Origin of the sequence: Psychrobacter sp. KFRI-CH2-11, from assembly GCF_038239325.1 — a bacterium.
Classification (GTDB): Bacteria; Pseudomonadota; Gammaproteobacteria; order Pseudomonadales; family Moraxellaceae; genus Psychrobacter; species Psychrobacter celer.
In genome coordinates, this window is sequence record NZ_CP151283.1 from 1,547,566 (window position 1) to 1,573,924 (window position 26,359).

19 protein-coding genes, 1 pseudogene, 1 CRISPR repeat array and 1 other annotated feature are annotated in these 26,359 nt (G+C 46.3%); of the genes and pseudogenes, 16 read left to right on the forward strand and 4 right to left on the reverse strand.

The annotated features are described in order from the left end of the window. The first annotated feature begins 300 nt into the window (after positions 1-300). The 11 genes from AADH33_RS06445 to AADH33_RS06495 all read left to right on the forward strand — a co-directional run bounded on the left by AADH33_RS06445 (position 301) and on the right by AADH33_RS06495 (position 12,388). Positions 301-1,434: a ChuX/HutX family heme-like substrate-binding protein gene (locus AADH33_RS06445; RefSeq protein ID WP_348549917.1), complete on the forward strand. Its 1,134-nt coding sequence runs from the start codon at positions 301-303 to the stop codon at positions 1,432-1,434. Between the two features lie 176 nt (positions 1,435-1,610). Continuing rightward, positions 1,611-2,468, forward strand: coding sequence for a heme/hemin ABC transporter substrate-binding protein (locus AADH33_RS06450; protein WP_348549918.1), 858 nt, complete (start codon positions 1,611-1,613; stop codon positions 2,466-2,468). A gap of 69 nt (positions 2,469-2,537) precedes the next feature. Continuing rightward, positions 2,538-3,524: a FecCD family ABC transporter permease gene (locus AADH33_RS06455; protein ID WP_348549919.1), complete on the forward strand. Its 987-nt coding sequence runs from the start codon at positions 2,538-2,540 to the stop codon at positions 3,522-3,524. A 15-nt stretch (positions 3,525-3,539) separates the two neighbouring features. Continuing rightward, positions 3,540-4,505 (forward strand): ABC transporter ATP-binding protein, encoded by a 966-nt coding sequence (locus AADH33_RS06460; RefSeq protein ID WP_348549920.1) that lies wholly within the window; start codon positions 3,540-3,542, stop codon positions 4,503-4,505. A 341-nt stretch (positions 4,506-4,846) separates the two neighbouring features. Then, entirely contained in the window at positions 4,847-5,986 is a 1,140-nt protein-coding gene (locus tag AADH33_RS06465) for a M14 family metallopeptidase (RefSeq protein WP_348549921.1), read from the forward strand. A gap of 295 nt (positions 5,987-6,281) precedes the next feature. Then, positions 6,282-7,169 carry an ABC transporter ATP-binding protein gene (locus AADH33_RS06470; protein ID WP_100749588.1) on the forward strand — a complete coding sequence of 296 codons (888 nt, stop codon included), beginning with the start codon at positions 6,282-6,284 and terminating at the stop codon, positions 7,167-7,169. Between the two features lie 96 nt (positions 7,170-7,265). After that, entirely contained in the window at positions 7,266-8,948 is a 1,683-nt protein-coding gene (locus tag AADH33_RS06475) for an iron ABC transporter permease (protein WP_348549922.1), read from the forward strand. An 82-nt stretch (positions 8,949-9,030) separates the two neighbouring features. Then, complete coding sequence (locus tag AADH33_RS06480; protein ID WP_348549923.1) at positions 9,031-10,023, forward strand: ABC transporter substrate-binding protein; 993 nt, start codon at positions 9,031-9,033, stop codon at positions 10,021-10,023. 64 nt (positions 10,024-10,087) lie between these two features. After that, positions 10,088-11,233: a TIGR03364 family FAD-dependent oxidoreductase gene (locus AADH33_RS06485; RefSeq protein WP_348549924.1), complete on the forward strand. Its 1,146-nt coding sequence runs from the start codon at positions 10,088-10,090 to the stop codon at positions 11,231-11,233. Between the two features lie 8 nt (positions 11,234-11,241). Further along, positions 11,242-11,964: an HAD family hydrolase gene (locus tag AADH33_RS06490; protein WP_348549925.1), complete on the forward strand. Its 723-nt coding sequence runs from the start codon at positions 11,242-11,244 to the stop codon at positions 11,962-11,964. A 145-nt stretch (positions 11,965-12,109) separates the two neighbouring features. Further along, the gene (locus AADH33_RS06495) at positions 12,110-12,388 is read left to right on the forward strand and encodes a peptidylprolyl isomerase (RefSeq protein ID WP_348549926.1); all 279 of its coding nucleotides are present in this window, start codon (positions 12,110-12,112) and stop codon (positions 12,386-12,388) included. Positions 12,389-12,505: 117 nt separating this feature from the next. Here AADH33_RS06495 and AADH33_RS06500 read toward each other — a convergent pair whose 3' ends face one another. Further along, the gene (locus AADH33_RS06500) at positions 12,506-14,737 is read right to left on the reverse strand and encodes a TonB-dependent receptor family protein (protein WP_348549927.1); all 2,232 of its coding nucleotides are present in this window, start codon (positions 14,735-14,737) and stop codon (positions 12,506-12,508) included. Positions 14,738-15,033: 296 nt separating this feature from the next. Between AADH33_RS06500 and AADH33_RS06505 the strand changes: the two genes are divergently transcribed. From AADH33_RS06505 to fecE, 5 genes are read left to right on the forward strand one after another with little or no spacing between them, the layout of a single operon-like run. Beyond that, entirely contained in the window at positions 15,034-17,136 is a 2,103-nt protein-coding gene (locus AADH33_RS06505; RefSeq protein ID WP_348549928.1) for a TonB-dependent receptor, read from the forward strand. A gap of 37 nt (positions 17,137-17,173) precedes the next feature. Continuing rightward, positions 17,174-18,268, forward strand: a complete 1,095-nt coding sequence (locus tag AADH33_RS06510; RefSeq protein ID WP_075100813.1) for an ABC transporter substrate-binding protein — start codon at positions 17,174-17,176, stop codon at positions 18,266-18,268. 42 nt (positions 18,269-18,310) lie between these two features. Beyond that, positions 18,311-19,387: a FecCD family ABC transporter permease gene (locus tag AADH33_RS06515; RefSeq protein WP_348548335.1), complete on the forward strand. Its 1,077-nt coding sequence runs from the start codon at positions 18,311-18,313 to the stop codon at positions 19,385-19,387. Positions 19,388-19,440: 53 nt separating this feature from the next. Next, positions 19,441-20,472 (forward strand): FecCD family ABC transporter permease, encoded by a 1,032-nt coding sequence (locus AADH33_RS06520; protein ID WP_348548336.1) that lies wholly within the window; start codon positions 19,441-19,443, stop codon positions 20,470-20,472. Further along, positions 20,472-21,239: a Fe(3+) dicitrate ABC transporter ATP-binding protein FecE gene (fecE, locus tag AADH33_RS06525; protein ID WP_348548337.1), complete on the forward strand. Its 768-nt coding sequence runs from the start codon at positions 20,472-20,474 to the stop codon at positions 21,237-21,239. Before AADH33_RS06520 ends, fecE begins: the two co-directional genes overlap by 1 nt. Before the next feature lie 122 nt (positions 21,240-21,361). Then, positions 21,362-23,669: a CRISPR direct-repeat array (repeat unit 28 nt; unit sequence TTTCTAAGTCACCTATGCGGTGAGGAAG). A 169-nt stretch (positions 23,670-23,838) separates the two neighbouring features. Here fecE and cas6f read toward each other — a convergent pair. The 3 genes and pseudogenes from cas6f to AADH33_RS06540 form a co-directional block, all read right to left on the reverse strand. Next, on the reverse strand, positions 23,839-24,435 hold the full coding sequence (gene cas6f, locus AADH33_RS06530) for a type I-F CRISPR-associated endoribonuclease Cas6/Csy4 (RefSeq protein WP_348548338.1): 597 nt from the start codon (positions 24,433-24,435) through the stop codon (positions 23,839-23,841). Between the two features lie 10 nt (positions 24,436-24,445). Beyond that, positions 24,446-25,096 (reverse strand): type I-Fv CRISPR-associated protein Cas5fv, encoded by a 651-nt coding sequence (cas5fv, locus tag AADH33_RS06535; RefSeq protein ID WP_348548339.1) that lies wholly within the window; start codon positions 25,094-25,096, stop codon positions 24,446-24,448. Between the two features lie 41 nt (positions 25,097-25,137). After that, positions 25,138-26,356, reverse strand: a pseudogene (locus tag AADH33_RS06540) (IS3 family transposase). Continuing rightward, positions 25,965-26,081, reverse strand: a sequence feature (AL1L pseudoknot). It overlaps the preceding pseudogene by 117 nt. Positions 26,357-26,359: the final 3 nt, after the last annotated feature.

The window sequence follows — 26,359 nt, forward strand, 5'->3', positions numbered from 1 at the left end:
GGTTTTGTTACTTAAAACCTCAATGCGAGTAACAAAGCCTAGATATCATATTTCAAACGATAATAATTATCAACATGTAAATGATAATTGTTTCTATTTACAAACTAAAAAAATGTTGCCATAATCATTCCCGTTCAATACCGCCTGACAAAAACGATAAGCGCACACATGGAGCGCTGCCATTTTGCTTGGTTTAGTCAGATAGATTGGCCACAGGCGGCGATTATTATTCAGCCGTTTATCTCTTTGCGTATATAGCGAGCTGATTGGCTTTTTATTACTTATTTTATGGAGACCCTCATGAGTCAACCGTTATCTTTAATCACAAAAAATACTGAGCTGTGGCAACAGTACCAAGCACTAAAAGCAAACACGCCGATGCTGTTTCCGACAGAAGGGGCGGCGACATTGGGTGTCAGTGAGTTTGAGTTGATGCTCGCATCGCCCTACAGCCAGTACATCGGAGATCAGTGCAAAACGGTGTTACAGCAGTTTGCACGCTTTGGCAGCGTTGAGAGCATCGTCAGAAACAATCTGGCCGTACACGAAAAAACCGCGCCGTATCACAATTTAAAACTCGGCGAAAAGATGGGGATAGCGCTCAATGTTGGTGGTTTGGATTTGCGGTTTTTTATGTGGCAATGGCAGCACATGCTGGCGGTCACCGATACCAGTCGCACAGGCAAACCGTCTTATAGCATTCAGTTTTATAACGGTCAGGGAGCGGCGATTGATAAAGTCTATCTGCGCGAATTAAGCGATGAGAATATCGCCAGCTGGCAGGCGCTGATTGCGGCGCAGCAGCAGACGGTAAATACGGAGACGCTGACGTTAGAGATACAAGCGCCGCTAAGTGACTGGCGCTACAAGTCGCTGGATGAAGGCGCCCGCACGCAGCTCCAACAAGGTTGGCAGGCAATGACAGATGTGCATCAGTTTCATTCACTATTAAGAAGTCTCGATATCGACCGTGCCAGCAGCTACCGTCAAGCGCCAGAGCAGATGACGCAGCAGCTTGAGGTTAGCGCTGTCGAGGCGGTATTTACGCAGGCCCGTGATGCCAAATGCCCGATTATGATATTTATCGGTAATAGCGGACTCGTGCAAATTCAGACGGGTACGGTGCAGACGCTTAAGCGCATGGGGGACTGGTTTAATATTTTAGACAAAGACCACAATGACTTTACCCTGCATCTCAAAGACAAAGCTTTGGCGCAAGTGTGGTGCGTCAAGCGTCCAACCAAAGATGGCATTGTGACTTGTATTGAAGGTTTTGATGGTCACGGAGTCAGTGTCTTTAGCGTGTTTGGTCAACGACTCGAAGGCACGCCTGAGCTGGCTGAGTGGCAGCAAATAGTTGCTAATATTGTCGACGAACATGCCTACGCAGAAGCGTTAGCGCCAGCAGTCATGGCTGAAGCAGAAAGTGCATAGACCAGTTATAAAAAATCAATTTTGGATAATTATTTAACATTAATGACTTATAAATATAGGCAGTTCAAAATAAAATCGATACGCTCATATGAATGTGCAACTGGTATGAATTTATAAGCATTTTGTTTTGAATTGGCTATAAGGTCATTTTTTACGTTAGTAAATTAGGAATACGTATGTCTTCTGCCTTATCAAAAACAACACTCACGCACTCAGTTATCAATAAAAAACGTACCCGTGGTGCTATCAGTACGGCTACCATCCTTGGTGTATTGGCCGTGCCAACGCTTTCTGCTCAAGCTTATGAGCGTATCGTCGCCATGAGTCCCGACGTCGCCGATGTGGTCGTGGCGCTAGGAGCGACCGATAAGCTGGTGGGTAAAGATGCAACCAATAAAAATCCGGCGCTAAAGAGCGTGCCCGCTGTGGGCATGCACCGTAATATCACTGCCGAGTCAGTGCTGGCGGTCAAGCCTGATTTGGTGCTCGGCAGCTATATGGTACAGCCGGTGAGTATCTATCAGCGCCTAAATGGGCTCAAGGTTAAGGCTGTCAATGTTGCACCCAAAGAAGAAGTCAGCACCTTTGCCAACAGTATCAAGTCTATCGGCAGTTATGTCGATAAAAAATCTGCCGGGTCGCAGCTAGCCAAGCGTTGGCAGGCAGGAATGAGTCCTATGGCAAAAACCGGCAAGCGCTATCTGCTAAGTTACGATGGCCGTATTGTCGCTGGCAAGGGCACGGTAGGCGATGAGCTGATCCGCCGTGCGGGCGGGATAAATGCCGCCAACGTATCGGGGCTAAAGCCCTTGTCGCGAGAAGGCTGGCTGGCCGCTAAGCCTGATGTGATTATTATTGCCGAGCATAATGAGGCCGTCGTTGGCGGTGTCAGCAAGTTTAGTAAGCGTCCTGAGGTTGCTGCCAGTACAGCAGGTAAAAATGACGGCGTCCATTTTTGGCCAGCCGATGATTTTTTGCGTTATGGCTTACAGTCGCCTGAAGTGCTAAAAAAGCTAAATGCGCTCGCAAAATAGCCTAAGCAAATAATCTAAATCAAGCAAATATACTCGCTAAATTCTTATCCACATAAAACGATACTTTCCATGGCAAATACACTAACAGTACCGACCCCTGTATTATCAAGCAAATACAAGCACAGCCTTTATTATCTGGTGGCGGCGGCCATATCACTGCTACTGATTTGGCTGGCCCTTGGTATTGGCTTTGGCGACTGGTCCAGTCCCAATCATCTGGATGACACCATCTGGCAGCTGCGCTATCCACGCGTGGCGACAGCCTTGCTTGTCGGTATGGCGTTGTCGGTCAGCGGAGCGGCGCTACAGGCGTTGTTTGAAAACCCATTAGCCGATCCTAGCCTAATCGGTACATCAGGCGGGGCAGCGCTTGGGGTGGTACTGGTATTGGCGTTGGGGTTTGGCGGCGTTGGCATACCGCTTGCCGCTTTTAGCGGAAGCGTATTGGTGTGTTTGTTTATTCTCGCTTGTCATCGGTTTTTGGGCGGTGGGCAGATGGGCCTGCTGATATTGGGGTTTGTGATCAGTGCGTTTTGTGCGGCCGTGGTCAGTCTGATTTTATTTATGTCTGATGACATGGTGCTGCGCTCGGCGACCAATTGGCTGTCGGGCAGTATGGCGGAGGCGGGGTTTGTACCGCTGCGCTATGCGATCGTTTCTATGATCTTGGGGCTGGCTATCTTATTGCCATTAGGGCGGCAGTTAGATGGGTTGATGCTAGGGGAGGCTGCTGCTAAATCCTTGGGTATCAAGGTGGGAGTGGTGCGCTGTCTGGTGGTGATTGCCTCGGCATTATTGACAGGGGCGGCGGTATCCTTAGCCGGCGTCATCGGCTTTATTGGCATGATGGTGCCAAACCTGCTGGCTATTTTGTTTGGCGGCGGGCGTATGCGGCTGATGATTTGGTCGGGCTGGCTTGGGGCGCTATTATTACTACTCATTGATGGCACAGCGCGGCATATCGCTTATCCGGTGGATGTGCCTGTTGGCATCGTTTTAGCGCTGCTCGGTGGTCCCTTCTTTATTTGGCTGTTTGTGCGTAGTAGCCGCCGTTAATTGATAGGAGTAACTATGCTTGATTCATTTTTTCACAGTGGACGCAGCGCTACGGCAGCAAAATCCGTGCGGCCAGTACGATCAATGCAAACAGGGCAAACAGGGCAAACAGGGCAAACAGGGCAAACAGGGCAAACAGAGCAAACAGAGCAAACAGAGCAAACAGAGCAAACAGAGCGACCGAGTCAAAATAATAATACAAGTCATGAGAAAGCAAGCGAGCTGTTGTCGATGCAAGATATTCATATCTCGCATGGTGACAAAGTGCTGCTAAAAATAGACAAGCTCACCGTACCAAGCCAAAAGCTCGTCGCCTTTATCGGGCCCAATGGTGCAGGTAAAAGCACATTATTGCATACAGTATTGGGTCAGCATACTGGGGTGGCGTTAAAAACACAGGGGTATATCACGGCTCAAGGCCAGCCTATCGATGAGATGATGCGTGATGGTCATATCGCTTGGGTTGGGCAACATGAGCGTTTTGAGTTGCCGCTTACGGTGCTTGATTATGCGCTATTGGGCGTCTCGCCAAACCTTGCTTGGTATCAGCGGCCAAATCGCCACCATGTCGAGCGTGCGCAAACCTTGCTGCAAGATTTTGAGCTGTCAAACCTGACCGATGCCCGTGTGCAAACCTTGTCAGGCGGGGAAAAGCAGCGCTTAGCTATCGTGCGGGCGCTGATGCAAGACACCAAAATCATGATGTTTGATGAGCCGACCAACCATCTTGATATTCGCCATCAGCGTTTTTTGTTGCATTATTTACACACTCTGGTACATGAGCAGCGCAAAAGTATCTTGGTGGTGCTGCATGATTTGACTTATGCCCATCGCTATACCGATGAGGTGGTACTACTAAACGGTGGGCGAGTTATTGCCCAAGGCACGCCTAATGAGGTGATGACCCGTCAGCGACTCAGTGCTGCCTATGATGTCGATATCAAAGCACATCAGACCGAAGATGGCGTGGTGTTTGTATGATTTGGTAGATAGTCATGGTCAATAAAGACTGATAATCATCAACTGATGATGGACGCCTTAAAATCCTGCTCTGGCCTGCAGGGTTTTGAGGCGTTTTTTTTGCTAAAATAGGTCGATAGTGTTTCTTATAGTGAGTTCAGTATAAAAACGATACAGTGGGACTGGGATAAATTTTACGCAGCCTCTGTCTGCGCAGGCACAGCACGCAAGAAAAACTTATACCAGTTCCACGTTGACATATAATGTATCTGTTTTATTTAGAGTCGACTATAACCTTATGTCAAAACGCTTGCCGTTCAGCAGTAAGCGATAAATATCATAAAACTTATAAAGGACAAATTATGCACATCACGGCAAATTTCGATGCAGGTAATATCGATATTATCAATACACAAAATAAAGACGACATTCAACTGGCGATTCGACCAGACGTTGGGGGCGAGTTTTTTCAGTGGTTTAATTTTCGCCTAACAGGTCAGGCAGGTGAGCAGTACACTTTAAATATCGTCAACGCAGGGGAGGCGTCATACGTTGCAGGGTGGGAGAATTACCAAGCAGTTGCTTCCTACGATCGGGAGTATTGGTTCCGTCTGCCTACCACTTATAAAGATGGCAAGTTGACTATAGTGGCAGATTTGGAATATGACACCATTCAAATTGCCTATTTTGCCCCATACAGTTATGAGCGTCATCAAGACCTGCTGGCGGCTGTCCAAACGCACCCATTGGTAGCGTTGGAGCATCTGGGCGAAACCCTTGATAAGCGTGATTTAACGTTAGTAAAAATCGGTAATGGTGATAGCAGTAGTGAGGTAAATAAGCGCAATATTTGGATTACCGCTCGCCAGCATCCCGGCGAGACGATGGCAGAATGGTTGGTTGAGGGGCTGATATATGCGTTGCTAGATAGCGATAATGCCACTGCCAAGCAGCTATTAGAAAAAGCCGATGTCTATATCGTGCCAAATATGAACCCCGATGGTAGTGTGCGTGGACATCTACGGACCAATGCTGCTGGTACCAACTTAAACCGTGAATGGTCTAACCCAAGCTTGGAAAAAAGCCCTGAGGTCTTTTATGTAATCAATAAGATGGAGGAGACTGGCGTTGACTTGTTTTATGATGTGCACGGCGATGAAGCGTTGCCAGATGTGTTTTTAGCCGGCTCACAGGGCACGCCAAGCTATAATGATCGTCTGGCACATTTGCGTGATAGATTCTCAGAGGTGTTAAAGCTTGCTTGTGCGGATTTTCAGTCTGAATATGGCTATGAGATCGACGCACCAGGCACCGCAAATATGACCGTCGCTACCAACTGGGTAGCCGAGCATTTCGATTGTCTGGCCAATACGTTGGAGATGCCATTTAAAGACAATGATAATGGCCCTGATGCAGTGACGGGCTGGTCGCCTGAGCGTTCTATGAGGCTGGGTGAGGCATCGTTGGTTGCGATGTTGGCAGTCGTCGATGATTTACGCTAGTTTTAAAGCTCTAGTCACCGATACTGTTTGAGTCATCAATACCTCTTGTTATTACTACCATCTAAAAATAGCGCCTACATGGGCGCTATTTTTTTGTCAAAAAAAGGAGAACAAAAAAAGGAGAACAATGATAAAGCGGTAAATACTGACCTTATCGAAATTATTATCAAGGCTTTTTCATCGAAGTGTCATAACTGACCGATACACTGCTGAGCTACACAAGACAAGTAATTTAATAAATGACGATTAAATAGACAGTCATTTAAATAGACAGTAAGCGACTAGGTGAGTGAATATGTTAGAGCTAAGACAAGTGACAAAAAAATATGAGGACAAGGTAATATTTGAGGATCTTTCACTCAGAATAAATAAGGGTGAGATAGTGTCCATCTTAGGGCCATCTGGCTGTGGTAAGACCACTTTATTGCATATGATTTTGGGGTTGACCGACATCAATGGTGGCCGCATCGCCTATAACGGCGAGGACATTACCCGCGTCTCCATGAGGCAACGGGGCTTTAATATCGTCTTTCAGGACTATGCGTTATTTCCTAACCTGAGTGTCAAACAAAATATCGAATATGGTCTGCGTAACAATCCGAATATGAGCACACAACAAGAGGTCGATGAACTGGTCGACTTGCTCGATATCAAGGCACATCTAAATAAGCGTATTCATCAGTTATCTGGTGGTCAAAAGCAGCGTGTCGCGCTGGCACGCACGCTGGTTATGAAACCCAAAATACTATTATTAGACGAGCCGTTATCGGCACTAGATGGCGTAATTAAGGAAACCGTCAAAGCGCGTATTCGCGAGATTGCAAAGCGCTATCAGCTGACTACCTTGATCGTCACCCATGACCCAGAAGAGGCGATGACGTTATCGGATCGTATCTTGCTGCTATCAGAAGGCAAAGTGGCGCAGTTCGCTCAGCCCACTGACATCATACATAACCCTGCCAATGATTTTGTCACCAACTTCATTCTTAATCAGCTCAATATCAAACGCCGCAATATCTTAAGCTTATTTGCCGACGGAATCTCTGAAACCGACCCGCTAAGCAAATACACGCAAACTCAAAACTATGGCCATCATGAGGCTGATATTAGCTCCCGTCCTACAGACTCTCATACTCTCACCGCTCATGATAAGCAACAGTCAAAAAACGCGGTAAAAGGCTAAGCTGATAAAAGCCTGTAGTTACTGTATTGGTGACTGAGAGACGGACGATAGATGTCATTTAGTAAAAACCTGACCATTTGATTGTTTTGGACGTTTATGAAGCTGAGTAACCCACCCCAAGCAAAAGCCATTTGGCTATTTGTGACGATTTTATTCATCGTTTTTTTATTTGTACCCTTAGGTAAGATGCTGGCGCTGTCACTAAATGTCGGCGATGGTATCGGCTTGGACAATTATACCGCCATCGCAAGCAGTGACGGCTTTCAGCAAGTGATGCTTAATAGCTTTTTTGTGGCGACGATAAGTGCGCTGAGCGCCACCATGCTTGCTTTTATCTTAGCTTATACCGTGCACTGGACCAATTTACCAAAAGGCTTTAAAAAGGCCATCAAGGTTGCCGCCTTATTGCCCATGTTGTTGCCCACGGTGACTTATGGTTTTGCCATTATTTATACCTTTGGCAAGCAAGGTCTGTTGACTCAAATACTCGGCTTTCAGTTGTTTGAACATATATATGGCTTTCAAGGAATGTGGCTTGGCTATACCATTTATACCTTACCCATCGCCTTTTTATTACTCAATAATACCTTTCAGTATTTAGACAAAAAATTCGTTATCGTCTCAGAATTAATGGGCGACTCGTCTCTGCGCCAGTTTGATATGACAGTCATTCGCCCATTGATTGGTACTTTTGCCGCGGCCATGATTCAATGTTTCTTTTTAGCCTTTACCGACTTTGGCATTCCGGCGTCCATTGGCGGGCAATATAAAGTCATCGCTACCGAGCTTTATACCCAAATATTAGGCGCGTCGCCTTCGTTTGAAAAAGGGGCAGTGGTCGCATTGTTTATGCTTATTCCATCGATATTGAGCATTGCCATACTTTGGTATGTCGCGCGATTTAATGTGCGTTACGACACGGTAGCAAATATCGACCTGCCTACTTCGAAAATCAAAGACCGAGTGTTAGCCGTATTATCGAGCGCTATCTTGTTCTGCTTACTGATGGTCTTTGCGGTGATATTTATCATTCCATGGATCAAGACATGGCCTTATCAAATGCAGTTCAGCACAGAAACCGTCAGCAAGGTCTTAGAGTCTGCCAATCTCATGCGCGTCTACAAAAACTCGCTCATCGTCGCGGTGTTGACGGCTGTCTTTGGCACCTTAATCACTTACTTTTCAGCACTGCTGTGCGAACGCTCTGGCTTATTTAACATCGGTAAATTCAGCATCCAGAGCTCAGCATTGGTGACTAACACCGTACCAGGGATGGTGGTGGGTATTGCGTATCTTATGATGTTTTCAGGCTCTGCTGTCGCCAACACTATTTTTATTATCGTGATAAGCAACATCATTCACTACTTTGCCACCCCTTATCTGATGAGTAAAAACGCGCTGGCTAAGATGAATCTAGGCTGGGAGACGACGGCGAGTTTATTGGGTGATTCGTGGTTTGCGACGCTGCGGCGCGTGGTGATTCCCAATTCATTCTTTACCTTAATCGAGGTGGCGTCCTTCTACTTTATCAGCGCCATGGTGACGATTAGTGCGGTTATCTTTATCTCTGGTGCCAAAACCATGGTGCTTACCACCAAAATTGTAGAATTACAGCATTTTGCGCGCTTTGATGAGATTTTTATCTTATCGCTGATGATACTGCTGACCAATATTTGCGCCTTGATTCTGTTTGCCAGCATTCGTCATCTATATAGCAGACAACTCTACGGTACATCGAAAATAATCATCGAAAAAGCTGTTACCGCAAAGGCTGTTTAATCTATCGCTAGTTGTTATGTAAGCCACTTTTAATAACTAAACTCTAATAATTAAACCTTCAGTAAAATATATAGGATACACGATGTTTACACTCAAAACGTTAATGGTAGGTCTCACGTGCGGCATGATTTTGACTGGCTGTAGCTCAGCCGCTTCTAAGGACAATAGCGCAGACGAAGTCATCATTTATAGTAACGCCGACGAAGAAGCGGTCGAAGTCATCCAAGCGGTATTAGATCAAGCAGGCTATGAAGGTCAATATATCTTTCAGTCCTTTGGTACCGGTGAGCTTGGCGGGCGTTTATTGGCCGAAGGTAAAAACACAGAGGCAGACTTGGTCACCATGAGCTCGTTTTATTTAGAGAGCGCGCAAGCAAAGCATTCGATGTTTAAGGATGTCAGCTATGAGGTCAACCCGCAGATTGCAGTACCTAGTTACTATGCGCCCATCTTAAGTTTTACTGGGGCGATTATTTTAAATACCAAAGAGATGGCGGCGCAAAACCTACCTAGACCAACCAGCGCCAAAGATTTGGCAAAGCCTATCTACCAAAACAAAATTGCGATGGTTGATCCCAATGGCTCGTCGACTGGTTGGTTGTTTGTACAAAACATCACCGCCACGTATGGCATGGATGCCGAAGGACAAACACTCATGAATCATATTCGCGAAAATGCCGGGCCAAATTTAGAATTATCAGGATCAGGTCCATTGAAGAAAGTCATGGCAGGTGAGGTGCCCATTGGTTTTGGTATGCGTCATCAAGCCGTCGTTAATAAAGCAGAAGGGCTACCTATTGATTATATTGATCCTAGCGAAGGCAACTATACGCTGAGTGAGTCTGTCGCTGTCATCGATAAAGGCGATAAAACCAATCCGAATGCAATGAAAATGGCTGAAATCGTCGTCAAAAATGCGCGGCCTAAGCTGCTAGAGATATACCCAAATATCATCTACGACGGCGAGACGGTGGCATCTGAGAACCAAATCAAAAATGTAAAAACCTATGCTGAGCCGCTTACCGCTGAGCTATTAGATACGCATAGAGCGTTTTTTCACGGTCAAAAGCTATAAGTTAGACGGTGCTCGCTGAATGTTAAATCTTAAGGTCAAACTATTAAAAATAGAGAAAGTCGCAATGGAATCAATAAAAAAGCTATCTGAGAAAAAATACGATGTGGTAATCGTCGGTGGCGGCATCATCGGTCTTGCCAGCGCTTATGCTGCGGTGAAAAAAGGGCTGAGTGTGGCACTGGTCGAGCGTGAGTCACAAAACAAAGACGCGTCGGTGCGTAACTTCGGTTTTGTCACCGTCAGTGGGCAGCAGCGCGGGACGCATTGGCAACGAGCCATGCATACGCGTGATGTCTGGGCAGATATAGCCACCAAAGCAGATATCGAGGTGGTACATCGAGGCCTGCATATGCTCATTCAGCGTCCAGAAGCGATGGACGTGGCGGAGGCGTTTTTACAGACAGAGATGGGCACGGATTGTCGGTTACTGACGCAAACTGAAATAGCTAAAAATGCCCCTTATCTGAAAGACGGCTTGGGCGTGCTGTATAGCCCTCATGAGATCAGAGTCGAGTCAAAAACCGCTATCAGTAAATTGGCCAACTGGTTACATCAAGCACACGGCGTGGATTTTTATAATAAAACCACTGTGCAATCGATTGAGCTACCTATGATTTATACCAGCCGAGGTACGTTGCAAGCAGAGCATTGCGTGGTCTGTCCCGGTGCAGATTTTCATAGCTTGTATCCTGAGACGTTAGCGCAGGCGCAGGCCAAGCTTTGCACACTCAATATGATGCGCGTCATGCCAAAAAAACCATTTAAGCTAAATGCCGCGGTGATGTCGGATTTGAGCTTGGCTCGTTATGATGGCTTTGCCCAATTACCTGAAGCAAAAGGGTTGATTGCTTTATTAGACGATGTCCAGTCAGCTGAGCGCAAAGCAGGCATCCATCTGATCGTGGTGCAATCCTCCGACGGCTCTCTCATCATTGGTGATAGCCATGACTATAGCGATAGAGAATTGCCATTTAGGGATGTGAGTCTTGATGATTTAATTATTAATGAGTTCCATCAAGTGATGGCTATTGGTGAGATTGACATCGTCCAGCATTGGCTAGGCGTCTATCCCAGCGCAGACGATGTGGTGTTTAAAGCCACTCCAGAAAAAGGTGTGGTTGTCGGCTCTGTCACTGGCGGCACTGGCGCCTCGACAGGCTTTGCATTTGGTGAAGAGTTAATTGATCTAGTATTGGAGTCAAAACAATGAGTACAGATATGAGTAGTATTAAAGCGCAATTCGAGCATATTAAGCTATGTGTGTTTGATATGGCAGGCACCACGGTCAACGAAGACAATTTGGTGTATAAAACGGTACGTGATGCGATCAATCAAGCGCTTAGCGATGAGGATAAAACTGCTCAAGAAGTGGGTCTGGATATTTGCTTGGCCTTCGGTGCTGGCAAGGAAAAACGCCAAGCTATTACTGACATACTAAATGAATTGAATATCGCAAAAGATGAGGTTGAATCACTTACCGATACCGCATTTACGATATTCAAAACCCGATTGACAAAGGCTTATACCGAAGAGGCTTTGGCTCCTTTTGAGGGTATGCTAGAGCTGTTTGATCGGCTAAAAGCAACGGGTAGAAAGGTAGTCTTAAACACCGGCTACGATGCAATTACCGCCAATAACATCTTAGCTATTTTAGGATGGTCGGTGGGTAATGAGATTGATGCGCTGGTGACCGCCGATGACGTGACTAATGGTCGCCCTGCGCCAGATATGATTATGCTGGCGATGGACAAATTTGGTATTAAAGATACCCAGCAAGTACTAAAAGCGGGGGATAGCGGTATCGATATCGAGGAAGGCAAAAATGCCAATTGCGGCTTATGTATAGGCGTATTAACTGGCGCACAAACCCGCGCTCAGCTTGAGACGTCCTCACCAGATATCGTGTTGGATAAATTGACTGATTTGGCTCAGTTGCTATAACAAAGCGCGACTGTCACAAAAAATCGCTCATATTTAGCCTATCTCTAAGTAAATGCTTGAGCGAGAAATGGCCAATGAGGTGATGAGTCCAGATAAGTGGTGATATAATGCCTTCATTATCGATATTTTATACAGAGGTTGCAGGATGGCTCGTACCGCTAGCGCATTACATATTTTAGTAAAAGACAAAGAGTTGGCCGAAAATATCATTACCAAGCTTAAAAAAGGCGGCCAGTTTGATGTGCTGGCCAAAAAGCACTCAACCTGTCCTTCAGGCAAAAAAGGTGGCAACTTAGGTGAGTTTAAAAAAGGTCAAATGGTAGGGCCCTTTGATAAAGTGTGTTTCACCGCTGAGCTTTTTACCCCGCATTTGGTAAAAACCAAATTTGGCTGGCATGTGGTTAAAGTGCTCTATAGGACATAAATGTTTTGGCTTATAGAGCATGCTTCGCTTCGCTGTTTGGCCGTTACAATGAAAGCAGACCTGCAATAGGTCTGCTTTTATCATTATAAGGTGTGTAAGGATTTAGTTGCTATACGTTTAAAACTGATAGTTAAGACCTAGTTTATACGAGCGTCCTGGCGCAGGATAGCGACCGACAGGACTGGTATCGATACCGCGGAAATAATACTGCTCATCAAATAAGTTATTGATACCAAACTGCACAGACAGCTTTTCGTTGTCGGTATCTTGCAGCGTTTTTTGTAGGCTCAAATTCCACAATTGGTAAGCAGGCGTTTCTCCAACCGCGCCGTCTGTACTTTCTGCCACTGTATTGGCATTGTCGGTGTAAGCTTTGTCATAGTAGACCCCAGATAAGGTGGCGCTGTAGTCTTGATAATCGTAACTGGCATGCCAGCCCAACTGGTGCGGCGAGCTGTAGGGCAGCTGATTGCCTTTATTTGCGCCTTCTTGTAGCGTGGCATCGAGATAGTTGTAGCTCAGACCGACACTTAGATTGTCGTATTTTTTCGGGGTGTAGGTGATAGCCGTCTCTATCCCTTGGTGCAGCGTCTCTCCGACATTGTCAAAGCTTTGATCGCGGCTGTTCCATTGCAGCTGGTCTTTAAAGTCTATGCGATACAGTCCCAAGTTGGCTTGCAGATTATCGGTGGTATAGCGCGTGCCGACTTCATAGTTCCATGCAAGCTCACTGCCTTCTTCTCCATTGCCGCGAATATTGGCAATTTGCGGCGTTCTAAGCGACTTTTGCGCATTGGCGTAGACCAGCCAAAGCTTGTCATCAGACTTGGTGAGCGCATATGAGGTGGTCAGCCCAGGCAGCCATTCTGTGATGGTATTGTCTGTTTGTGTGTTATTGCCAGCGTCATTAAACGTCATTTTGGCATTCTCATAACGAATGCCAGGCGTCACCTTTAGGCGCTCATCCAAAAAGCTCAGCTCATCACTTAGATACGCCGCCCATGCATCGGTCTGTAAGTTCCAGTCGCGCGGTGTGCTTGTCGTACCATCCGCCAGCTTGGTTTGGGTGAGTTTATAATCGATGTCTTCATTGACGTAGCGCAGGCCACTGATGAGGTGGTGCTTGATATTGTCATCGTCGCCAAGCTTTATAGAAAACTTTGGCTCCACGCCATATACGTCAAACTCACGCGGGGAGGTACGTAGGCTGTCTGAGGCAACCGCTGGATCTGCCCAGTGCACGCCGTCATTGTTAAATTGCGAGTTAAATCCCCATTCAAAGTTACGCGTGGCATGATGGCCAAAGGTAGTGAGGTCTAACACTGCTTCGTCACCGATATTTAAGTAGTTTTTGTACTTAGCATGCCAGCGTGTTGATTTGCCTTGATAGGCTTCAAAAGGTCGCTGGCTTTGCTCGACATCTTGCTCGTAGGCGGCGGGCGAGAGTGCGCCTGGCATCTCTGTATCGGCATCATAATATTGCAAAAACCCTTCAAGCTCTTGGTTTTCGTCGATGTACCAAAGCGCTTTGGCCTGCAAGTTGGTGACTTCGGTGTTTGAGTGGTCTCTAAAGCTGTCACCTTTGATACCATTGGCCTCTAACTGTATGCCAACGTCATCATTTAACCAGCGGCTATGGCGGGCATATAAGCTGGTCAATGGCTTGCCGTTTTGTTCAAAGACGGTCAAATCAGTACCAATCTCAGTTTGTGTCTCATTGGCAATCGGTTTGGTGACAAGGTTAATCACGCCGCCGACATTGTTTGGACCGTATTGGGTCGCCGCGCCGCCGCGTACCACATCGATACGCTCAATATTGTCGAGGGTCGCTGGAAATATAGACTGACCCGTATGACCATAAGGTGCCAAGGTCAACGGAATGCCATCCATCAAAAACTGCGCCTGCCCACTGCGGCTGGCATGCAGACCACGTATAGAGATGTTAGGTAGCACGCCTGTGCCTGTTTCGTCATCAATCTTGGCACCTGGGATAAACTGTAATGCACCGTCAATGGAGTTGCTCACGGTTTTTTTAATAAAATCGTTATCGATTACTGTGCGATTGCCAGCAAAGGCTTTTACCTGATTGGCACTAGAGTCACCAAGCGTTTCTGCTGTGACGATAATGGGAGCTGCGATAAAAGAAGGGGTCGCAGTTTTTGTTTTGTGATTAATAGTGCTGGCTGTAGGGGAGGCATCCAAATCTGAATTTAAGTCCGAATTTACGTCTAAGTCTGTGGGCGACTCAATACTCGCCTCCTCGTCAGCAGGCGTCATCTGGGCATAACTTTGCTGATAAATACAAAGCATCGCCAAACAAAGCGCCGAACGTTTAAAAAAAATAACCATATTTATTCCAAGTAGTTAGCGTATATTTGCAGGGATTAAGAGTGAACAGTGTTGCTAAAGCGTTGCAATTATAAACAGTAATAGTTATCATTTGCAAAATTATTATCATTAATGTATGAAAAAACCCCAGATTTATTGGCAACGGTTGTTCGCTAAATTGTTGGGGGTGTTTTAACAAAAGAGATTAAAGTATCAATTATTGTTTAAAGACCATTATTTTAAAAAGTATGCCCTTACACGCTGCGTGCTAGGCGTTGGCACATTCATTCATTTTTCACGCATTCTATGGCCTATATATGACGACTAACTCCCCTAAGCGGCTCGTGATCGCAGTTCGTAATCAGCTTTGGTTAACCATCACGATGACAGCAGGTTTGACGATGGCAGTCAGCGCGTCATCGCTTGCGCAAGAAACAGTCAACCTGCCAGTAGATACTGAGCCAAATACCCAGCCCTCTGTAACGCTAGCGCCCATCATGGTCACAGCAAAAAAATATGAAGGCTACGCCGCTTATAACCCCACATCAGGCACCAAAACCGATACCGAATGGCTGGATGTGCCGCAGTCGGTATCGGTGGTCACTAAGACCGAGCTGGAGGATAGGGGCGCGGTACGGGTTTTGGACGCGGTCAAAGGCGTTGCTGGTCTCAATAACACGCTGGGTGAGGGCAGCCGAGATGAGTTTGTGCTGCGCGGATTTAATGGCTTAAACGATGTGTATAGCGATGGCATGCGTGATGATGGCAAACTGCAGTCCTATCGTAGCCTCGCCAATGTCGAGCGCGTCGAGGTGGTCAAAGGCCCGGCAGGCGCTTTATATGGTCGCGGCAGTGCTGGTGGTATCATCAATCTTGTCAGCAAAAAGGCAGAAGGCGATGAGTTTGATAAGGTGCAAGCGCAAGTAGGCAGCGATGGCTTGGCAGTAGCGCGCATCGATAGCTCGCATAAGCTCTCAGATACTCTCAACGCGCGGCTCAATGCTGAGTATCGCCGTGGTGATTCTTTTGTCGATCATGTGGATTCAAACGATGTGTTTATTGCGCCGACAGTTCGCTGGCAGCCAGATGATCAGCAAACGCTAGATTTCTCTTTTGATTTTACGCGTCAGCATCTTGTGCCTTATCGCGGCGTACCCGCCAGAGATGGCAAGCCTGTTGATGTGCCTGTCCATACTTTTTATGGCGGCACCAACGATTATCAAGATTCGGACACTTGGCATGCCAATGTCAATCATGAGTTTGATATTAACGATAACGTTAAATGGACCAATCGCGCCTCATACAGCCATATTACTTTAGAGCAAAAAGGCACTCGTCAGTCGCCAGCGGAGGTGACTGACAACCAAGTTGGGCGAACCGTAAATAACTTTGGTTATGATCCACGCACAAGCAAGACGGTGCAATCTGAGCTGGCTTGGAATACCGGCAATCATGAATTGCTCTTTGGTGCCGATTATAATGATATCGACATTGACTTGACGCTCGCCACGGATAAAAACATACCGCCCATATCTGCCACTCATCCAAGCGCTGGTGCGACACCCAACCCAGGTTTTCCTAAATTTCGTAAAAACAGCACCCAAAGTGTCGGTGTCTTTGCCCAAGATGTCTATCATATCGGCGACTGGTCGCTGGTCGGCAACGTTCGCTATGACAATATCCAACTGGATCAAAACTTTCAAGGTCAAGACAGCGAGCTAAATGATGATAAGTTCAGCTACCGCGCAGGTATTGTCTATAACTTTACCGATGCCACCTCCGCTTATGTGACCGCCGCACGCTCATGGCAGCTACCTTACTCAGGTATTTATATCAATCCAAAGCTTGCCGCGCTGTATCAGACTGATCTCAAAGAGATAGGTGTTAAGACGTATCTACACAATGACGATATCATGCTCAACGCTGCCGTCTATCAGATTGATAAAGAAGACCCAAAAACCAATGACAACCGAGAAGTGATTGATAAAGATGAGTTTCGCCATCGAGGCCTAGAGCTGGAAGCGCGCGGCAAAATTCGGGACAACTGGGATATATCGGCAGGCTATAGCTATCTGGATGCGGAAGATAAAAAGACAGGGCTGGTGCCAAATGATGTGCCAAAGCAAACCTTCTCACTATGGAGCGCCTATCAGCCCACTGACCAGTGGCGCGTGGGCGGCGGTGTCAATTATGTCAGTGATCGCTACGCGGGCGACGCCGAGGCCGTCAAGCTGGATGGCTATACCACGGTGGATTTGATGGCCGCCTATAGCGCAGGCCAGCACAATGTACAGCTCAACCTAAACAATGCGCTGGATAAAAAATATGCCTTTGGGGCGACCAATGGCAGCTCAGGCAAAAACCAAATCGGCTTTGGCGCACCCAGAACGTGGCTGTTAACGTATAACTATGAGTTTTAACGCCCAACCCATTTTATGATAGTAAGACAGGTTATTTATGAATCAACGCCCAAAGCTCACGCTTATTTTGCCTTTATTGGTCATCGTATTGATTGTCGTTGGCGGCATTGTTTTTATTATCACTCAAAAAAACAATATGACGACAACGCCATCATTGAGTACTGATAATGACATATCGGTAGCAGCCACTCAGTCAAATGTCAGTAGCAGTAATAGCAGTCGCGACAATCATGCTGTACAGCTACTAACCGACACAGAGATCAAAGCGCGGTTGCCCAATCTAAGCAACTATCCGAGTGAGCCAAAGCGCATTGTGGTTTTGGAATACTCATTTTTAGGGGATGCGTTAGCCTTAGGTCTGATGCCGGTTGGTATCGCCGATGATAATAAACCGGACAGTATTATTCCTGAGTTTACTCAGCAGCTATCTGGCTATACCTCGGTCGGTTCGCGTTATCAGCCAAGCCTTGAGGCCATTGCGGATTTACAGCCTGATCTGATCATTGCTGATGACGAGCGCCATACCGTCATCGCCGATGAGCTAAATCATATTGCGCCATCGATCGTACTAAAGAGCCGCGGTGAGAGTTATGCAGAAAATATCCAAACGGCGCAATTGGTCGGGCATATCGTTCACCAAGATAAAAAAATGGCGCAAGTTATCAATACCCATCTAAAAAAGATGGTAGATCTACAGTCGCAGTTGGCAGCCACTCCGCTTGCTAACCACAGCGTTCAATTTGCCATTATCAGTGATAAGGGCATGTGGCTGCATGGCCCAAGCTCCTATGCTGGCAGCTTGCTTGATTATCTCAATATCAAAAGCCCCATTCCAGAGCAAACGGATGAGGCGTATATCGCAACCAGTCTTGAGCAGTTAATAGCGGCCGATCCCGATTGGCTATTGATTGGGCGTTATAACGAGCACACCATTTATGATGAGTGGAAATTCTCGCCGCTGTTTCATCAGCTAACGGCGGTCAAAAACGATCAAGTCATCGAAGTCGATCCAAACTATTGGGCGCTCAATCGCAGTATGCAGTCTGCTGAGCACATGGCAGCTGAACTGCTTGAGATTGCGTCAAGCTCAGGCAAAGAAGGTTTAAGCCCTTCTGTAAAAGAGTCCAATTAATGCGCCATTACAAGACTGTTTGTTTAAAACAGGGCGGCTTTTATGGTTGAGACAAAACTGAGCCGCTCCTTTTCTAGACCGCTAACACCCTCCTTTGCAAAGCGTCCGATAACACGGGCGCTATTGTGGTGTGGATTGTTCATTATTTTGCTAATAGGCTGTTGGCAAGGGTTGACGGCGTACTCAAAGTTTGACCTATCGCTGACGGATTTATTTTCGTTATTGACGCAGCACAATACTCAAGCCTCATTAGCCGCGCAATTATTAATAGAGATTCGTCTGCCACGCGTGCTTGTGGCGATGATAGTCGGTGCCAATTTGGCGGTGGCAGGGCTGTTGATGCAGGTGATGACCCGTAACTCGCTTGCCTCTCCTGCGGTATTGGGTATCAATGCTGGGGCGGCGTGTGTGGTGGCTTTATCCTCCATTGGTTTGGGGTTTAGCTTTTTAACGTCTACCTTTTTACAAGCGCTGGTCGGGTCAGTGCTTTCTTGCGCCCTTGTTGCAGGATTGGCAGGATATTTCTCCGGTCGTCCGGTGCATCCTGTGCGTCTGGTTTTATCAGGCGTGGCTATCAATGCGCTGCTGGTCGGTATGACGCGCGCGGCGCTGATCACCACCGATGAGCAGGCGTATGGGGTGCTATATTGGCTGGCAGGTTCTATTGCCAATACGCGCTGGGAGTCTATTTCGATGCTAGCGGTGATATCGCTGCTGGCCTTGGGTTATGGCTGGTGGCTGTCGCCTAAGCTAAATGTCTTGGTGCTGGGCGATGAGGTGGCAAGTAGCCTTGGGGTCAACCTGCGTGCATTGCAGTGGTCGTGTGGGGCATTGATTACCATACTCACGGCGATCAGTGTGGCAGTCGCAGGCCCCATTGCCTTTGTGGGTTTGATTATCCCGCATGTTGCCAAGCGTCTGTTAAGGTTGGTATCTAATATGGCTTATGAGCAGCTATTGCCCTTATGTATGCTACTTGGCAGTATCTTGATGGTATGGGCAGATGTCTTATCAAGGGCTATCGCTTATCCAGCAGAGACACCAGTGGGGCTATTAACCGCGCTGATTGGTACGCCAGTTTTTATTGCGCTGGCATGCAGGCGACGGCTTGATAGCTAATTAAGGCCGTGAAATCAAGCAATCCTTTATCTAGAAATAAAAGTAAGCAATAGATGACCATAAAAACCAACGCCTCTGCATCGCTCTTACACTCATTATTTGCTCGTAAATCGGCAAGTAGAGCAGTGGTGCTCATTATAATGCTGCTATTGATACTAAGTATGAGCAGTGTGTTTTTTGGTGCCAGTGAATTAACGTATGGGCAAATCTGGCAGCATTTACAGCAAGGCTTTAGTGGTGACAAAGACTTTATTGTCTGGCAGCATCGTCTGCCGCGCACGCTATTGGCCATATTGGTGGGCGCAAGTCTTGGTCTATCAGGCTCATTGGTGCAAGGGGTGATTCGTAACCCGCTGGCATCCCCTGACTTGATGGGTATCAGCGCAGGCGCGGGGTTTTGCGCGACGCTTTTACTGGTGATGATTCCTACGGCCCCTACTTGGTGGCTGTCTGTCGCAGCGCTACTTGGCGGGTTATTAGCATTTTGTATTATCATGCTATTGGCACAGATATCACAGCCTACGCCTGCGCGCTTGGCACTGATAGGTGTCGCCATTAGTGCGTTTTTAGCCAGTGGGATTAACTTTTTATTGGTGCTTTATCCTGTTGAGATTAATACTGCGATGATTTGGTTGACCGGTAGCTTGTGGGGGCGCAGCTGGCAACACATTCCGATGCTAACGATGATATTTGCCGTATTAATGGTCATCAGTATGTATCTGGCATGGCGTTTAGATGTGTTGGGACTGGGTGAGGAGACAGCCTATCATTTGGGTGTGTCCGTCAAACCACTAGAATTTACCACATTGCTCATCGCAGTGGTGATTGCAAGCCTAGCGGTCTCGGTGGCTGGGACGGTCAGCTTTATTGGGCTGCTTGCGCCGCATATCGCACGACTGCTCTTTGGGCATCAGCACCGTATCTTATTGCCAGCGTCCGCGCTGATAGGTGCCATTATATTGGTTTTGGCTGATGTATTGGCACGCAGTTTATTTGCGCCAATTGAGTTGCCAGCTGGCGTCTTGACCTCAGTGATCGGTGCGCCTTATTTTATCTTTTTGCTATCGCGCTATAAGGGGTGGTGATGCTATCGGTGAATGAACTCCAGCTTGGCTACCATGGTAGTCAACGTATTATTAAAGACTTATCACTTGAGCTGCCAGAAAATAAAGTCATCGGGCTGATTGGTCCAAATGGCTGCGGAAAATCCACGCTATTAAAAGGCTTGTGCCGCTTAATTCAACCGCAGTCAGGCAACATTTTACTTAGACAACAAAACATGGCGCAATTAAACAATCGGCAGATTGCCCGCCAGATATCGGTATTGCCGCAAGTGCAGACCAATCCTGAAGGCTTGAGTGTCAGACAGTTGGTGGAATACGGCAGGACGCCTTATGTATCGCATTGGGGCAAGCTGAGTGCGGCGGATAGCCAGATAGTAGATAGTGCCATGCATGAGATGGCGATTGACGCTCTAGCTGACACGCCGCTTGATGCCTTGTCAGGCGGTCAGCAGCAGCGCGCATGGATTGCGATGATTTTGGCGCAGGATACTGACATTATCATGCTTGATGAGCCTACTACTTATCTAGATATCTCCTATCAAATAGAGCTGATGCGGCTCATTCGAGCACTAAAAGAAAAGGGGAAAAGCATTATCGTTGTGCTGCATGACCTTAACCAAGCAGCAAGGTATTGTGATTTATTGGTGGTGTTAAAATCGGGGGAGCTGCAAATGATGGGCACGCCTTGCGAGGTGATGACAGAGGCGATGCTGGCTGAGATATTTGACGTGCAAGCCAAAGTGATTACCGATCCTGTTGCAGGCTCGCCGATGTGTGTGTATTTGTAGCAGACCAATATTATGATTAAAACGTCTTCGGGTTTGGGACGTGTTATCAGATTGCTTTTAGAGATCCTATTTAAAAGGTTTTCCTTGCGCAGCTAAAATTGCAGTGCAATTTTTTAACGTCGCTCATCAGTCACCTATGCGGTGAGGAAGAATGCCGACACAAACAGGCTTAAAACGCAATCTTTCTAAGTCACCTATGCGGTGAGGAAGAAATAAGGGCAGAGAATTCGCCTAATGATTTATTTCTAAGTCACCTATGCGGTGAGGAAGGTGGCTTGAACATGTCTTTGATTTCTTCTTCATTTCTAAGTCACCTATGCGGTGAGGAAGGCTTTATCGTTACTAGCAACCGCACACGCTCATTTCTAAGTCACCTATGCGGTGAGGAAGGCTACCTCTAAACTCTTGCCAATGATGGTGGTTTTCTAAGTCACCTATGCGGTGAGGAAGCAATCGTTCTGCAACTGCTGAACTTGTCCATATTTCTAAGTCACCTATGCGGTGAGGAAGGCTTGTATCACACAAGGCTCAACGATGGTACATTTCTAAGTCACCTATGCGGTGAGGAAGGAAGGTGAAGCTAGGAGACCAGTAATAGCCGATTTCTAAGTCACCTATGCGGTGAGGAAGTTGACACGCCAAGCGATGGTAACTATGGTTAATTTCTAAGTCACCTATGCGGTGAGGAAGATGTGAACCACGCCCTAGTATTTATCGGTGACTTTCTAAGTCACCTATGCGGTGAGGAAGCAGCTCCCACTCGTTGTTTTTGATTAGCAACTTTTCTAAGTCACCTATGCGGTGAGGAAGTTGCTCAGATAGACCAATGCGCCAGCACCGATTTTCTAAGTCACCTATGCGGTGAGGAAGCTGCTTTTTCAGAGCACATGCTAAGCACGTAATTTCTAAGTCACCTATGCGGTGAGGAAGGCTGATTGCTGATGCGCTCAGACAACGGCAACTTTCTAAGTCACCTATGCGGTGAGGAAGTGAGCTGTGGCTAGGTGGTGCTGAGGCTGTTATTTCTAAGTCACCTATGCGGTGAGGAAGCGGCCTTGTACCCTTAGCGCAAACCCCATCTTTTTCTAAGTCACCTATGCGGTGAGGAAGATGACGATCAGCATGTTTAGTGACTGGCATAATTTCTAAGTCACCTATGCGGTGAGGAAGAATTTCTTTTAGCGCGTCCAGCGCGATATTGATTTCTAAGTCACCTATGCGGTGAGGAAGCTTGAGCGCCAGGCGTTGCACCCTCTAAACCATTTCTAAGTCACCTATGCGGTGAGGAAGACAAACTACCCGCGTCTATTTTTTCTGTTGCTTTTCTAAGTCACCTATGCGGTGAGGAAGGATCATCTTCAATGAGCTTGATTTTCTCGAAATTTCTAAGTCACCTATGCGGTGAGGAAGATCTTAGCCTCATGCACCAGACTTGCAGCATTTTTCTAAGTCACCTATGCGGTGAGGAAGGCCTTCAATGAGGCTGGCATGACGCAAGACGATTTCTAAGTCACCTATGCGGTGAGGAAGTAAACAAACGGCTCGCGGCCACCTTGAATCATTTTCTAAGTCACCTATGCGGTGAGGAAGGTCCGGACTGGTGCCTTGAATGAATATCACATTTTCTAAGTCACCTATGCGGTGAGGAAGGCGTGCCAACTACAAGACCATCAACTCCTTTATTTCTAAGTCACCTATGCGGTGAGGAAGAAATGCTGATCAGTCCGACAGAATACTTTGCTTTTCTAAGTCACCTATGCGGTGAGGAAGAAAATAGCAGCTTGCGAGATTGGCACCATAAGTTTCTAAGTCACCTATGCGGTGAGGAAGTTCCTCAGCGACAAACATTTCAAACGCTGGCATTTCTAAGTCACCTATGCGGTGAGGAAGGGTATTCTGATTGTGCTATCTGTCGGTTGATATTTCTAAGTCACCTATGCGGTGAGGAAGGAAGACAATAGATTCTTGTGGCAATGGTTTATTTTCTAAGTCACCTATGCGGTGAGGAAGTACCGATTTGTAAGGTACGGCCACCACCAGTATTTCTAAGTCACCTATGCGGTGAGGAAGCACATGGCGTGATAATATTATCACATCGAAACTTTCTAAGTCACCTATGCGGTGAGGAAGTAGCGGCCAGCTTGACGTTTCCATATATCTATTTTCTAAGTCACCTATGCGGTGAGGAAGACCAAGCTCAGTACAACACTCTAGTAACTAAATTTCTAAGTCACCTATGCGGTGAGGAAGTCTTTTCCGGTTTGCTTTTCTTTAAAAAAAAGTTTCTAAGTCACCTATGCGGTGAGGAAGGCAATAAGCCACTCATTAAAACCAACCACAGATTTCTAAGTCACCTATGCGGTGAGGAAGACACCGCTACACGCCAGCCAAAGCGCGAGAATTTTCTAAGTCACCTATGCGGTGAGGAAGAGGAATTATACCTCAAAAAATTCAGTTACAACAAGGCGTGGAGGTCAAAATACCCTATTTTACCCTCTATTTTTCACCATATTGTAACTGATTGATTTTATTACAAGTTTTTAAATAGCTCAAAAAAAGGGTTTTTACGCCCTTTTTTTGGGTCGCGCATAACGACTGTTTACCAGTGCGGTACGGTGACATGATCTGACATACCATTCATACCATAAGTGTTAAAGCTGCCAGCATTTGGTTCATCACAAGACTTCTGTAATATTCTTAAACGATAGTTGCTTTGATTGGTTTGGCTACGCATTTGGATATAAGGTACAGATTTTTCAGGTACGCGTTTATTCACAGTTACCATGGCATCCTCATAACTGACGCCAAGCTTTTCTGCCAATGACTTCGCTTGTATATCAGCAGTCTTACGACGATAGCGATGTACGCTGACATAGGCAGTTGCTTTATCGCCAACGTCTTTGATGCCTTTGATATGAATATAGTCAGTCAGTCTCTCCAACCATTTAGCAAGGTTTAGCGTTTCTAAATCTTTTTGACTGGGTGCAAAAACTCGTAATTTATCACCTAAGATGGCAAATACTTTATCACCTTTTTCTTCATAGCGATAATTCGGAAAACTGACACCAATAGTATCAATAGCATGCTTATTTTTTGCTTCAGCTAGAGCAATATGTATTTGGTTGTAAATATCGCTCCATACCTCATACAGCCTTTTATCGCCTTCTATTAGCGTGACTTCTTGATAGTAATTCATTTATTGCTCCCTAACGTAAACGAATATCTGATACATATGCCAATCCTTTTTTACCTAAGTAAAATGATGAGACACCTGCATCATCAATCATTCTTTTAAGCTCTTTGGCTTTTGCAACATCAATATCTAAAATGATTTCAAGCTGTCCGCTGGCTTTGGTCAAAGTGTGCTTGATCTTACCTTCACCTTTTACAAACTCTTCACGGATAAATGGATTACCATAAATCGGTTTTAAACCACCAGTCACATAAGCTTCCATGAAGTTTTTAGGTGTATGTTGATTGTGAGAGATACCAGAAATACCTCCTCTTTTTGCTTTTGGAATTGAAACACCAAGTTTCTGTTCAAGTCTTTGCATTTGTAGATACAAGGCAGAACAATACATGGGTAGCACCTTTTGCATATCTTTTTTATCAAATGGACTATACTTCTCAAAAATAGCTTGCAGTATATTTGACGCTTGTTTTACGTGTTTATCATACTCTATAGGTTTTATTTGTCTGATATGCTCTAAGCGGTCTAATATAGAAATAGAATCAAGCGGTACAGAGCTAGTTATTGGTTTATCATTGATGATAAAGTCACACAACTCATCAACACTCAATGCTAAGACACCCCAAAATTCATCAGAGTAATCAGACTGAAATATTGGATCATTCACTTTGAACCGCCCCGACTATGTCGGAGGGTGATTTATTTGAGTCAGGCAGCCATGCCTGACAGGATTAAACTATCATAATACCGTTTTTCAAACTCAAAAGGTGACACATAACCAATCGTGCTATGCAGTCGTGTTTTGTTAAACCAGTCCACCCACTCAAGGGTTGCTAACTCAATATCATTGACCCCATGCCATTGCTCCTTTAAATACTCAATCACCTCAGACTTATACAGCCCATTGACCGTTTCAGCCAAGGCATTATCGTATGAGTCACCAGTTGTACCGACAGAAGCAATCACGCCAGAGTCAGCCATCTTATCTGTGTAACGGATGGACAAGTACTGAACCCCTCGATCGCTGTGATGAATCACATCCTTAGGATTGTTCCTATCTGCTATTGCCTGATTGAGCGCTGCCATCACCATATCGGTATTCATACGATTAGACACCTTCCAGCCCACGATAGCGCGAGCAAACACATCAATGATAAAAGCGGTGTATACCCAACCGCTCGTTGTCTTAATATAGGTAAAGTCAGCCACCCATAGCTGATTAGGTTGACGTGCATTAAAGTTACGGTTAACCAAGTCATCCGCTCTTAACTGATCGTCACGACTGTTGGTAGTAATCTTACCTTTGCCACGCCAAACCCCTTGCATGCCATACTGTCTCATTAAGCGCTCTACGGTGCAGCGAGCCACATGAATGCCGTCAGTCTTCATCTGCTGCCAGACTTACGCGCACCATAGCGGCACTTGCTGTCAGTCCAGATGCGTCTGATTTCACTGATGTAGAAGTCGTCATGCTGACTGCGAAGGGAACGCTTTTCAGGGTAGTCTTCTAAGTCTTTAGCATGGTGATAGGTTGATGGGGCAATCGGTAAGACTCTACAGATTGGCTCGATCCCATACTCAGCTTTGTTGTCGTCAATAAATTGAACCATTACCCCAGTTAGCGGTCGAGCTCCGCCTGGGCGAAAAAAGCCGCTGCCTTCCTGATGATCTCGTTGGCTTGCTTGAGCTCTTTATTCTCTCGTTCAAGCTCTTTGATTCGTTGCTCTTGGCTTTGGGCTTGCACTGAGGCAGGAATAGTTTGATCTATGTGCTTTTTATGCCATGATCGTAAGGTTTCAGGGGTACAGCCAATCTTAGGAGCAATGGCTTGAATGGCTGACCATGTGGAGGGATAATCGCTTGATGCTTCAATCAGCATGCGAACGGCTCTATCTTTAATCTCGGGGGTATAGTTTCGTGTTTTCATTGT

Excerpts from the sequence above, each read along its gene's own strand:
- AADH33_RS06455 (WP_348549919.1), top strand. The coding sequence starts at position 2,538 with ATGGCAAATACACTAACAGTACCGACCCCTGTATTATCAAGCAAATAC.
- AADH33_RS06485 (WP_348549924.1), top strand. The coding sequence starts at position 10,088 with ATGGAATCAATAAAAAAGCTATCTGAGAAAAAATACGATGTGGTAATC.
- AADH33_RS06510 (WP_075100813.1), top strand. The coding sequence starts at position 17,174 with ATGAATCAACGCCCAAAGCTCACGCTTATTTTGCCTTTATTGGTCATC.
- AADH33_RS06495 (WP_348549926.1), top strand. The coding sequence starts at position 12,110 with ATGGCTCGTACCGCTAGCGCATTACATATTTTAGTAAAAGACAAAGAG.
- AADH33_RS06520 (WP_348548336.1), top strand. The coding sequence starts at position 19,441 with ATGACCATAAAAACCAACGCCTCTGCATCGCTCTTACACTCATTATTT.
- AADH33_RS06515 (WP_348548335.1), top strand. The coding sequence starts at position 18,311 with ATGGTTGAGACAAAACTGAGCCGCTCCTTTTCTAGACCGCTAACACCC.
- AADH33_RS06500 (WP_348549927.1), bottom strand. The coding sequence starts at position 14,737 with ATGGTTATTTTTTTTAAACGTTCGGCGCTTTGTTTGGCGATGCTTTGT.
- AADH33_RS06480 (WP_348549923.1), top strand. The coding sequence starts at position 9,031 with ATGTTTACACTCAAAACGTTAATGGTAGGTCTCACGTGCGGCATGATT.
- cas6f (WP_348548338.1), bottom strand. The coding sequence starts at position 24,435 with ATGAATTACTATCAAGAAGTCACGCTAATAGAAGGCGATAAAAGGCTG.
- AADH33_RS06450 (WP_348549918.1), top strand. The coding sequence starts at position 1,611 with ATGTCTTCTGCCTTATCAAAAACAACACTCACGCACTCAGTTATCAAT.
- AADH33_RS06505 (WP_348549928.1), top strand. The coding sequence starts at position 15,034 with ATGACGACTAACTCCCCTAAGCGGCTCGTGATCGCAGTTCGTAATCAG.
- AADH33_RS06460 (WP_348549920.1), top strand. The coding sequence starts at position 3,540 with ATGCTTGATTCATTTTTTCACAGTGGACGCAGCGCTACGGCAGCAAAA.
- AADH33_RS06475 (WP_348549922.1), top strand. The coding sequence starts at position 7,266 with ATGAAGCTGAGTAACCCACCCCAAGCAAAAGCCATTTGGCTATTTGTG.
- fecE (WP_348548337.1), top strand. The coding sequence starts at position 20,472 with ATGCTATCGGTGAATGAACTCCAGCTTGGCTACCATGGTAGTCAACGT.
- AADH33_RS06470 (WP_100749588.1), top strand. The coding sequence starts at position 6,282 with ATGTTAGAGCTAAGACAAGTGACAAAAAAATATGAGGACAAGGTAATA.
- AADH33_RS06490 (WP_348549925.1), top strand. The coding sequence starts at position 11,242 with ATGAGTAGTATTAAAGCGCAATTCGAGCATATTAAGCTATGTGTGTTT.
- AADH33_RS06445 (WP_348549917.1), top strand. The coding sequence starts at position 301 with ATGAGTCAACCGTTATCTTTAATCACAAAAAATACTGAGCTGTGGCAA.
- AADH33_RS06465 (WP_348549921.1), top strand. The coding sequence starts at position 4,847 with ATGCACATCACGGCAAATTTCGATGCAGGTAATATCGATATTATCAAT.